At 58.6% G+C, this 11686-nt stretch carries 8 protein-coding genes; all 8 read left to right on the forward strand.

The window, feature by feature from the left end:
- Nucleotides 1–69 precede the first annotated feature (69 nt).
- On the forward strand, nt 70–786 hold the full coding sequence (locus tag AAAB16_RS11690; protein ID WP_340663467.1) for a hypothetical protein: 717 nt from the start codon (nt 70–72) through the stop codon (nt 784–786).
- On the forward strand, nt 783–1388 hold the full coding sequence (locus tag AAAB16_RS11695; protein WP_340663468.1) for a cytochrome c oxidase subunit 3 family protein: 606 nt from the start codon (nt 783–785) through the stop codon (nt 1386–1388). Before AAAB16_RS11690 ends, AAAB16_RS11695 begins: the two co-directional genes overlap by 4 nt.
- Before the next feature lies 1 nt (nt 1389).
- Complete coding sequence (locus AAAB16_RS11700; protein ID WP_340663469.1) at nt 1390–1656, forward strand: cytochrome C oxidase subunit IV family protein; 267 nt, start codon at nt 1390–1392, stop codon at nt 1654–1656.
- A gap of 19 nt (nt 1657–1675) precedes the next feature.
- Nucleotides 1676–2635 (forward strand): spirocyclase AveC family protein, encoded by a 960-nt coding sequence (locus tag AAAB16_RS11705; protein ID WP_340663470.1) that lies wholly within the window; start codon nt 1676–1678, stop codon nt 2633–2635.
- A 308-nt stretch (nt 2636–2943) separates the two neighbouring features.
- The gene (locus AAAB16_RS11710) at nt 2944–4653 is read left to right on the forward strand and encodes a DUF1302 family protein (RefSeq protein ID WP_340663474.1); all 1710 of its coding nucleotides are present in this window, start codon (nt 2944–2946) and stop codon (nt 4651–4653) included.
- Between the two features lie 62 nt (nt 4654–4715).
- The gene (locus AAAB16_RS11715; protein ID WP_340663471.1) at nt 4716–5807 is read left to right on the forward strand and encodes a YCF48-related protein; all 1092 of its coding nucleotides are present in this window, start codon (nt 4716–4718) and stop codon (nt 5805–5807) included.
- A 45-nt stretch (nt 5808–5852) separates the two neighbouring features.
- Nucleotides 5853–8357: an MMPL family transporter gene (locus AAAB16_RS11720; RefSeq protein WP_340663472.1), complete on the forward strand. Its 2505-nt coding sequence runs from the start codon at nt 5853–5855 to the stop codon at nt 8355–8357.
- Nucleotides 8358–8651: 294 nt separating this feature from the next.
- Nucleotides 8652–11686 (forward strand): filamentous hemagglutinin N-terminal domain-containing protein (locus tag AAAB16_RS11725; RefSeq protein WP_340663473.1); only part of this gene is annotated, 3035 nt, incomplete at its 3' end.

The raw sequence follows: 11686 nt of genomic DNA on the forward strand, positions 1-11686 counted from the left end.
CCGCCCGGTGCGCACAGCACACCCTACGGGAAGCAAAAAGCCTCGATGTAGTACTTCAGGAATTTATCGATGCAAGCGAATACGAACTCGCAGTTGCTCTGCGTGCATGCCGCCATGGCCATGGCGGTATTGATGGGCATCGCCTTGCTGTTGGCCGGCTGGGTGCCGCCGCCACCGCCTGCGCAGAGCGCGCTGGAAACAGCGCAAATGTATAGCGATGGCGGCAACAAAATCCGCTTTGCCGCGCTGTTGATGATGCTCGGTGCCACAATGTTTTGGCCGTTTGCGGTGGCCATTTCTATTCAGATGAAACGCATTGAAGGCCCTGTGGCGCAACCGCTGGCCGGCGTGCAGATGGCCTGTGCCACCGGCACGGTAATGGCGATCATCATTCCCTCGGCCTTATGGCTGGTATGCGGCTTTCGCCCGGAGCGTTCGCCGGAAATCATCCAGGCGCTCAATGACTTGAGCTGGATGTTCTTTATCGGCGCGGTGCCGCCAGCGTTGATCCAGGTGTTGGCCGTTGGCCTGTGTGCCTTGTATCGGCCGCAGGCAGCCAAGGTGTTTCCGCGCTGGTATGGCTTTTTCTGCCTATGGACCGCCACCGGTTTTGTCGGCGGCGAAACCGTCGGTTTTTTCCACACCGGCCCGTTTGCCTGGAACGGCATCTTCGCGTTCTGGATGGCGGCGGTATTTTTCTTCGGCTGGATTCTGTTGACCTGGTGGGTGGTGCTGCGCGCTATCCAGCAACAGGCAACTGAAGCACAGGGAACGGTGAACTCATGAATATGCAGGCAACCGATACAGCGCTACGCGCGAGCAGCGAGGTGGTTCATTTGCCGGGCGAGCCCAGTTTGTGGCTGCTGATTCTGGGCGACATGGTCATCTACGGCATCATGTTTCTGGTGTTCGCCTACAGCTACCAGCAGCAGCCAGACACCTTTGCGGCTGGGCAGGCGCAACTGAATCAGACCTTCGGTTTTATCAATACGCTGATCCTGTTGACCAGCTCCTGGTTGGTCGCCAAGGGCGTGCGCAGCATCCGTCTGCAACCCAGCGTGGATGCCTCGCGTTGGCTCTTGCTGGCGATGCTTTGCGGTGGCGCTTTTGTGCTGAGCAAGGTGCTGGAGTACAGCCTGAAGATCAATGCTGGCGTGGTACTGACCAGCAATGACTTCTTTATGTACTACTACATGATCACCGCCTTTCACCTGCTTCATGTGCTGATCGGCATTACCGTGCTGGTGTTTATGTGGCGCATGGCAAGGCGCCCGCAGGTGCCCGCCGAGGGCGTGAGCTTTCTCGAGAGTGGGGCGACGTTCTGGCACCTGGTGGACCTGCTGTGGATCATGATTTTCCCGCTTATCTACCTGCTGGGGAGAAGCTGAGATGACCACGTTTACCCGCGACTCGATCACCTGGGTGTGGCTACTGTTATTGCTGATTACTGGCGCAAGCTGGGCGGTCGGCTCCCACGTGTTGTTGGCGACCAATCACCTGTTGGCGGTGGGCTCCATCTTGCTGTTCACCGGTATCAAGATGCACCTGGTGATCCGTCATTTTATGGAGGTGAACCACGCACCGGGCTGGCTAAAGTGGTTTTGCAGCGCTTGGTTGGCCGTGCTGTTCGCCAGCCTGTTGTGGCTGTATCACTAAGCTCGGCAAGGATGCTGTGATGCCTGCTTTTACCCCGCGTTTTTCATTGGCACGCCCAGTAGTTCTATGGGCGTTTGCCGGTGCGTTGTTTAGCTGTTTTTCGGCCTATGTGTTTGGCGCATGGTTATTGTCGGCGGATGCGTTTGTGGCGGTGCCCATTACCGAAGCCGATGCCATGCCAGCCCACACCTTGATGTGCTTACGCGCCTTGGAAGGCCTTAGTGTGCTGGTGGCGCTGGCAGGCTTATATGCCTACCTGATCAGACCCTGGCTGCGCAGCGGCCACGCGCCCTTGGCGGGTTTGTTGTTGGTGGGCGCGTTGATCACCTATGTGCTCGACACCACGGTGAACTTCAGCGACTACCACATGGCCTGGAACAAGCACTCTTTCAACCGTGGCACCTGGGCCGCGTTCTTTCCCGGCCACAGCGGCCCGACGCAATACGCCGAGGCCTGGTTATGGGGGCCGCCGATGTATATGTATTTCGGCGTGGTGTTGGCTGCCATTCAACTGCAGGTGTTTGACCGGCTGCGGCCGCGCCTAGGCATGTTGGGTGCCGTACTGCTGGCGTTCACGGCGGCGTTTGCCTTCGACCTGGTTGCCGAGTCGGCCATCATCCAGCTGACGCATGCCTATGCCTGGCCATACACCGTTGGTGCGTTGTCGCTGTGGGTCGGCACGCAGTTCCAGTTCCCTTTGTACGAGTCGTTGCTGGTGGCAATTTATGCCTCGTTGTACAGCGTGCTGATCTACTCCGGGCGAGGGGAAAAACTGCCTTGGATCGAACGCGGCAGCGAGGTGTTTTCCGGGGGTGTGCAACTGCTGGTTCGACTGTTTGCCGCCACCGGTTTTGCGGCGTTGTGTACAGCGATTTACTTCGGCGGTTTCTACCTGTTCTCCCAGTTTGCCGATAGCCAGGTAGTGATGCCTGCGTACCTGATGTACGTCGACCCGGCGTGGTCCGTAACACCGCGTTGAGCATGGGTGAACGGGTACTAAAAAACAGTCTTTTGGCTGATTTGAGCGAGGCTGCTTTGCCACCGCGCGGCCGGTAGAACAGCCGCTGTGCGGGCGCTATGTTCGGTGGTGATACGCACCAATTTGCGCGGCTTATGGGATTCGTCGTTTCCGACGACGGGAAGCCGGTTTTGCCAGCGTAACGTTGGCCTGCAATTTGGTTGTCGTATGGGCAGTTCCGGCAGCCTGGGCTCCAGGCCAGAACTCTCCCGCTGCGATGTCGATCTGTGCGAGTGCGCTAATAATAAAAAGGATCCGTACACATGAAGATGGCAAGCCGATACAGGGTGGCAAGCAGCAGCTTGCTGGCTGCACCAGTGATAATGCTCTGCGCGATGGAGCCGGCAACTGCGTTCAATTTCAACCTCAGCAATCCCGACATGTCGCTGCGTTGGGATAACACCGTGCGCTACAACCTTGGCTTTCGCGCCGAGGATTGCGACAAGAATATCTGCGGTGATGACCAGGGCCGCGGTGACGTAACGGCCTACCAGTCAGACCGCAAATTCGCCCACGCAGGCGATGTGGTAACCAACCGCGTCGACATCCTGACCGAGATGGACTTTGTCTATAAAGGCCGCCACGGCGCGCGTCTCAGCGCCAATGGCTGGTACGACGATGCGTATAAAGGCGACCTCAAAGGTGATCGCGCGCTTGATGCCTCCGGCGCCGGCCAAGGCGCTGGCCAGTCTGGCGGTGGCTATACCAACTACACCGACCGCTGGAACAACGGGCCATCGGGCGAGTTTGCCGATGCCTTTATTTTCACCGGTTTCGACATCGGCACGGTGCCGGTGGACTTCAAGGCGGGGCAGCACAATATCTATTGGGGCGAGTCGCTGTTCTCGGCGGTTAACGGCGTTTCCTATAACCAGGGCCCGATCGATATCCGCAAGGCGACCGCCACCCCGGGTACTGAAGCCAAGGAACTGTTCAAGCCGCTCAATCAGATTTCCATGAACACCCAGATTACCAGTGATCTGTCGGTGGCGGCCCAGTACATGCTGGATTGGAAACCCTCGGTTCTGCCAGACGGTGGCACCTATTTCGGCGCGGCCGACGGGGTAAGCCTGGGTAATGGCGGCACTGTGTTTGGCGCGCCGTTTGACCCCAATAGCGAACCGGATAAGAAGCATGGCGACTGGGGCGTGTCGGCACGTTGGTCGCCGGCGTGGCTCGACGGCACGATGGGCCTGTACTACCGCGAATACACCAACAAATTCCCGCAGTTGGTGCTCAACAATATCGCCATCGTACCGGGGGTAGGGGTGGTGCCGGCAGGTTTCGGCCTTGAGTATTCGGCTGACAAACGCGAAAAAATGTTCGGCTTTAGCCTGTCCAAGCAGGTGTTCGGTATTGCGCTGGGCACCGACTTGACCTACCGCCCGGATGCCGTTTTGACCGCTACGCCATTTGCCACGTATGTGCCGATCGGCAGCGATCCGGATGACTGGGTACCGCGTGGTGATCTGTACTCGGGCGTGTTCAATGCCATCGCCTATTTCAGCAAGTCGCCGCTGTGGGATTCGGCCGCATTGACCACCGAACTCAATTATTCGTACCTGGATAAGGTCACCGAAAATGAGCAGAACTATAACGGCAAGGGCTACAACTGCGCCGACGACAGCCGTGCGACCAAGATCGCCTGCCAGACTCGTGGTGCACTGGGCGGCTCGGTGCAGTTCGTGCCCACTTGGTACCAAGTGCTTCCGGGTGTCGATCTGACCATGCCGCTGTTCCTCGACGTGGGCCTGCACGGCAACTCGCCGGTGATGTTCGGTGCCAACGAAGGGCAGGGCAACTGGAGCGTGGGCCTGGCAGCCGACATCTACCAGCAATACAACGTTGCCTTGAAATACAACGGCTTTATCGCTCGCCATTCGGATGATGAGCTGGGTGCCGCTGGCAGCAGCAACGCCTCGCTGGGCAAGTACTGGGACCGTGATTGGGTGTCTCTGACGTTTAAAACGTCGTTCTGATGAAACCTGGCCATGGCGTTACATCGCCATGGCCAACACGACTGTGATTGCCGAGGTAACCCGTGAAACAGAACGCCCGTTTTTCTTGCTCTGCGTTAAAGCGTGTTTGCTGCGCGGTGTGTGTCGCGTTGCTTAGCGCCCATCCGATAGGCGCCGCGTTGGCGCAGGGGTTCGAGGCGCCATTGAATGTGGCGGCTGAACACACGCCCCGTATGCTCACCAGCCCCATGTTGGCGGTAGCCAGTGCCGGCTCTCGACTGGTGGCGGTGGGATTGCGCGGCAGCATTATCGTCTCCGACGACAGCGGCAAAACCTGGGTTCAGGCGCAGGTGCCGGTCAGCATCGATCTGGTCGCTGTGACGTTTGCTTCGGCCCAATCAGGTTGGGCCGTTGGCCACGGTGGCGTGGTGTTGCACAGCAGCGACGGTGGCATGACGTGGGAGAAGCAGCTGGATGGTTTGCAGGCGTCGAAATTGGCGATTGATTTCTACACCCGCAATCCCGAGCAGATCGCCGATGCCGAAGGCTATCTGAGCAAAGAAAAAAACCTTGCCGTGGAACAGGAAACCCAACCGTTCCTCGATGTGTATTTCGCCGACGACAGGCATGGCTTTGTGGTCGGTACGTTTAACCGAATTTTCGCCACTGAAGATGGTGGGAAAACCTGGGCACCGCTGATGCACCGCAGCGGCAACCCGCAGGAATGGCATTTCTATTCCGTGTCGGGCAAAGACGGGCAGGTTTATCTCTCTGGCGAACAAGGTCGCGTATGGCGCCTTGATCAAACCAGCCAGCAGTTTGTGGCCATTAACACCCCCTACAACGGCACCTTGTTCGGCATTACGGCATTGGCCGACGGCCACGTGTTTGCCTATGGCATGCGCGGCAGTTTTTTCCACAGCAGCGATCAGGGGCAAACCTGGCAACGCAGCACCTTGCCCTTTACCAGCAACGTGATGCGGGTCATTGCTGCGGGCGAAAAACGCCTGCTGGTGGTCGCACAAAGTGGTCAGGTCGTGCAAAGCCAGGACGGCGGTCAGACCTTCAGCCCAGTCACCCTGAACAGCCCCATGCCGTACTTCGGCGCGGTATTGCTGGACAAGGGGCGCCTGGCCTTGGCAGGCGCTGCCGGGGTTCGCATCGAAGCCCTTTAGGCCTGCGTGCGGCGGTAGAGAACTAAAAATAATGAGAACAGAGCGATGAATGTCGATAGCAAGCATGAAGTCAAAGGCCTGATGAACGTCATTCGTGACCCCGCGCTATTCAACAAGCTGTCCGGTAACTTTTTCGAGCGTTTGATCTTCAATAATCGCCTGGTGATTATTGTGTTGTGCCTGCTCGTCACCCTGTTTTCGCTGTACCAGGTACGCAACCTGACCGTGACCACCAGCTTCGACAAGATGCTGCCCCACAGCCACCCCTACATTAAGAGCTTTCTGGAAAACCGCGACCAGTTGCGCGGCCTTGGTGACTCGGTGCGCTTTGTGGTGGAGAACCGCCAGGGCGATATCTTTCAGCCCGACTACCTCAAGCAACTGTCTGCCATCAACGACGAGATCTTCCGCATCAATGGCGTAGACCGTTCGTGGATGAAGTCCATCTGGACGCCTGTAGTGCGCTGGACAGAAGTCACCGAAGAAGGCTTTGTCGGCGGGCCGGTAATGCCCAGCGACTTTGATGGCTCGCCTGAGTCGATCAACAAACTGCGCCTGAATATTGCCCGCGCCGGTGTGGTGGGCAGCCTGGTGTCCAACGACATGCATTCGAGCATGATCGAGATACCGCTGATCCTGCATGGCGGTGATGGCAAGGTCTTGAGCTACGAAGAGCTGTCCACGGCCCTGGAGCAGGTGCGCAGCAAATACGAGAACGAAAATATCGGCATCTATATCACCGGCTTTGCCAAGATTTCCGGTGACATGATCGATGGTCTGTTCAAAGTCATGCTGTTCTTTATCGTTGCCGCTGTGGTGGCCGCGTTGATCATCTACCTGTACTCGCGCTGCGTGCGCAGTACCTGCCTGGTGCTGATTTGTTCATTGGCTGCAGTGATCTGGCAGCAAGGCCTGGTGATCGCCATGGGCGGTGTGCTGGATGCGTTCACCATCCTGATTCCCTTTCTGATTTTCGCCATTGGCGTGTCCCATGGCTGCCAGAAAATGAACGGCATCTCCCAGGATATCGCTCGTGGCACCCACCCCTGGGTGGCTGCGCGCTACACCTTCCGCCGCCTGTTTATGCCCGGCCTGATTGCCCTGATTGCCGACGGTGTGGGCTTTGCCGTGCTGGTGCTGGTGGATATTCCGATCATCCGCGAACTGGCCCTGTCCGCTAGCCTCGGTTTCGCCATGCTGGTGGTCACCAACCTGATTCTGCTGCCAGTGCTGCTGTCCTTTACCGGCATCAGCCAAGAGTCGGCGCGGCGCCATCTGGTTGAACAAACCCACACCATCGAACTGCTCGGCATCAACCGTTTGTGGGGCACCCTCGACCGTTTTACCGAAAAGCGCTGGGCTATCAGCGCGATTGTTGTGGCGATTGTTCTCACCGGCCTGGCCCTGCATGAGCGCGAAAAACTGCAAGTAGGCGACCTGCACGCCGGCAGCCCGGAACTGCGCCCAGACTCACGCTACAACCAGGACAACGCCTTTATCACCTCCAAGTTTGGCGTTTCCAGTGACGTATTTGCTGTAATGATCAAGACCGCACCCGACCAATGCGGCGCCTACCAGACGCTGGTCGAGGCTGACCGCCTGGCCTGGGAACTCTCCCAAGTCGAAGGCGTACAACGCACTACTTCGCTAGCCGACACCGTGCGTGCCTACACCGCCGGTGGCTTCGAAGGCAGCCCGAAATGGCTGACCATCAGCGACAACAAAGGCGTGGTCTGGCCGCAAGTAAACAACGCGCTGGCATGGAACTCCGAACTGCTCAACAGCGAGTGCTCGCTGATCCCGGTACTGGCCTACCTCTCCGACCACAAGGCTGCCACCTTACAACGCGTTGTTGCCGTAGCCAGCGCGTTCGCTGAAAAGCACAGCACTCCCGAGCGGGAAATCATCCTGGCGGCCGGTAGCGCCGGTATCGAAGCCGCCACCAACATCGTGGTGAAAAGCGTACAGATGGAAATGCTACTGGCCGTCTACGCCGCGGTGGCGTTGCTCTGCCTGATTACCTTCCGCAGCTGGCGCGCCACCGTGGTCGCTATCTTGCCGCTGGTGCTTACATCGCTGCTGGCCGAAGCCCTGATGGTACAACTGAACATGGGCCTGAAAGTCGCCACCTTGCCCGTCGTAGCGCTAGGAGTCGGGGTAGGGGTGGACTACGCCCTGTACCTGCTTAGCGTGCAGTTGGAAGGACAACGCATGGGCATGAGCCTGCAACACGCCTATCGCCGCGCCATTCAATTCACCGGCAAGATGGTCGCGCTGGTGGGGGTAACGCTGGCAGTAGGCGTGGTGACCTGGATGTGGTCACCCATCAAGTTCCAGGCCGATATGGGGATCCTGCTGGCGTTTATGTTTATCTGGAACATGCTTGCGGCATTGGTGCTTATTCCGGCGCTGTCGTATTTCCTTCTGCGTAACGAGGGAGCCGACGCGCGCCACATGGCCGAGGTGGCTACAAGCCAGAGCAAAGGCATCAGAAAAAATGCCGAGGGTAAGACTCTGCGGGTTGGGGCTGCCGTACAGGGGCGCGACTAAGGGCATTGCCAGGCAGAGCGGCGAGAAGGTTCGGGGCGGGCAGGGGCAAGCGAGGCAGGCATAGTCGATTTTTGGGAAGAAGGGCGTAACGGGCGAGGAGTCTGTATTGCTCGCTCCGAAACAACACTGCATTACGCAGCTGAAATGCCCGGCAGTTACTTCCTACAGGCCTATGCAACACCGCTTATAAATTGCCTGCCATCCCACGGCGCAGCCATCCCGAGCTGGCATTCAGTACCACCCTCACCGTCGTAACGTTTCGCAGCTAACCACCTGCCGAGACAAAACGTCGACATGGATGTACATAGCCCGCCTTGCCGTCTGATTGCCCGCCTGCTAATCGGGGTTCTTTTCCTTAATCCCCTGCTGAGCACGGCGGCCGACTTGGCCGTTGATAGCGGCAGCACGTCCATCACCAGCGCCGCCAATGGTGTGCCCATCGTCAATATCGCCGCGCCCAATGGCAGCGGCCTTTCCCACAATAGATTCACTGATTACAACGTTGGCCAGCAGGGCCTGATCCTTAATAACGGCACGGCGGCGTTTAACCAGACCGAGCTGGGTGGGGTGATTCTTGGCAATAGCGGGTTGGGTGGGCGTGCGGCTGGGCTGATTCTTAACGAGGTCACTGGCAGTAACCCAAGCCAGCTTAAGGGCTACACCGAAGTCGCTGGGCAGAGCGCCCATGTCGTAGTCGCCAACCCTCACGGCATCACCTGCGATGGCTGCGGGTTTATTAATACGCCGCGCGTAACGCTGAGCACTGGTGCACCGGTAATCGAAGCTGGGCAGCTCAGGCAATTCAATGTCGATGGCGGGCAGATCGTTATCGATGGCGCCGGCCTCAACGCCGCCAATATCAGCCAGTTCGACCTGATCACCCGCAGCGCCAAGCTCAATGCGGCGATTTATGCCCAGCAGTTGAATATCGTCACTGGCCGCAACGACGTGGATGCGGCGACTTTGGCGGCCACGGCAAAGGCCGATGACGGCCGTGCGAAACCTGGGGTTTCCATCGACAGTTCCGCACTTGGCGGTATGTATGCCGGGGCGATTCGTTTGGTCGGCACCGAGGCCGGTGTCGGGGTAAAGCTGGCCGGCGATATGGCCGCCAGCGGTGACGATATTCAGATCGACGCCAACGGCAAATTAACCGTGGCCCGTGTGGTAAGCGCCGGGCAGTTACGGGCCAAGGCCGGGCAGATTGAGTTCACCGATAAAGCCCATGCCGATGGCGCTGTGCAGGTGATTTCGAGCGGCGCAGTAACCGTTGCCAAGAGTCTGACAGGTGCGGCTGATGTTTCGATAAAGGCCGGTTCGCTTAGCAACGGGGGAACGTTGGGTAGCGCTGGCCCTGTTCGTCTTGATGCAGCGACGTTACTGAACCAAGCCGGCCTGATTTTTAGCGGCCGGGACATGGCGCTCAACATCGACAGCTTTACCAACCAAAACGGCGACGTTTACAGCCTCGGCAACCTGGCAATCACCGCCACCGAGCAAATCGACAACCGCTCTGGCTCCATCGAAAGCGCTGGCGATTTAACGCTTCAAGCCAAGCGCATCAGCAACAGGCGCGACGTACTCACCACCCGCCAGGAAAAATACACCGCCCGTATTACCGAACTGCCATGCAGCACTGACTACGGCGCCGGCGACTGCGACGGCGGCAAGGAAAACCAGGTTTGGAACATTCTGGAACGTGACCGTTTGTTGGTCACCGAGGCCAGTCGCAGTTCGTTTATCACCGCAGGCGGCAACCTTAGTCTGATGGGCGAAGGCCTGCTCAATCACGCCAGCTCGATTAGTGCAGCGGGCGACTTAAGCATCCAGGTCGACGACCTGCAAAACACCGGCATCCAGCCCGGCGAGTATGAAACCGGCCGGGTCTTTACCAGCGCCAGAACCCGCAACCCCGAGTCACTGCGCTCTGCTGCCAACGCCTTCAACGGTCTGTACTGGCCGCAAACAACGGATTCTTTAGGCCTGGTCGTCGCCCTCAACGACTTCCTTGGCCGTATGGAGTGGGAACGCCCGGAGTTTCGTAGCAGCACCGCCACCAACGCTGATGGCAAGACCTATAGCGCGATTATCCAGGCGGGCGGCAAGGTCGATATCGCTACAAAAAACAGCTTCGACAGCAGCGTGGTTCGCCCCAGCTATGCCTATGTCGCGGGCGGTAATTTGGCCACCACCGATTTGGCCGGTTCGCAGATCGCCACCGCTGTTAGCCACAACCCGCAACTGGCTCCCGACCTCCAGCAACAAGCCACGTTGCCCGGCTTCAATTTGCCCACCAGCAACAACGGCCTATTCCAGCTCAACACCGATGGCAGCCATTCATACCTAGTCGTAACCAATCCCGCCTTCGCCAGCCTGCGTGGGTTTGTCAGCTCCGACTATCTACTGAAAGTCATCGGCTACAACCCCGACCTTACTCAGCGTCGCCTCGGTGACGGCCTCTACGAACAGCGCCTTATCCAACAAGCCATCGTTGCCCGCACCGGCAAACGCTTTCTTGATGGCCTGACCAGCGACGAAGCGCAATTCCGTTACCTGATGGACAACGCCATCGCCAGCAAGGCCGCACTCAATTTGGTGCCAGGCGTCGCGTTGAGTGCAGAACAAATCGCCGCCCTAACCCACGACATTGTCTGGATGCAGGAGCAGGAAGTTGCCGGGCAAAAGGTCTTGGTGCCGGTGCTGTATCTAGCCCATGCCAAGGATCGATTGGCCCCAACCGGAGCACTGATTCAAGGCCAAGACGTCAAGCTGATTTCGGGCAAAGGGCTAAACAACAGCGGCACCTTGCGTGCGGCTAATAACCTCAGCGTTAGCGCTGGAGAAATCCAAAACAGCGGCCTAATGCAGGCCGATCAAACCGTCTCGCTGCTCGCCACCGACAGCATCCGCAACAGCAACGGCGGCTTGATCGTCGGCCGAGACGTCAGCGCCATTTCCCTTACCGGCGATATCACCAACGAACGCAGCGTCACCGCCCACCAATCCGCCAAACAAGGCTTCCAACGCCGCGAAGACTTCGTCGACAGCGCGGCCGGCATCGAAGCCAGCAACATCCTGACCTTGTCCGCAGGCCGCAACCTGATCAACAGCGGCAGCAACCTCAGCGCAGGGAAAGACGCCAAGCTCAGCGCTAATCGCGACCTAATCATCACCAGCCAAAGCGAAACCGACAGTGCCGCCAACCGCGACAGCAAAGGCCACAGCAACCGCGAACAAACCACCCAACACGGTTCTTCTGTTCAAGTCGGCGGCAACCTTACCGCCGAAGCTGGGCGTGATCTGGCCATCGTCGCCAGCACCGTAAAAGC

This window comes from Pseudomonas sp. (assembly GCF_037994325.1).
Lineage (GTDB): Bacteria > Pseudomonadota > Gammaproteobacteria > Pseudomonadales > Pseudomonadaceae > Aquipseudomonas.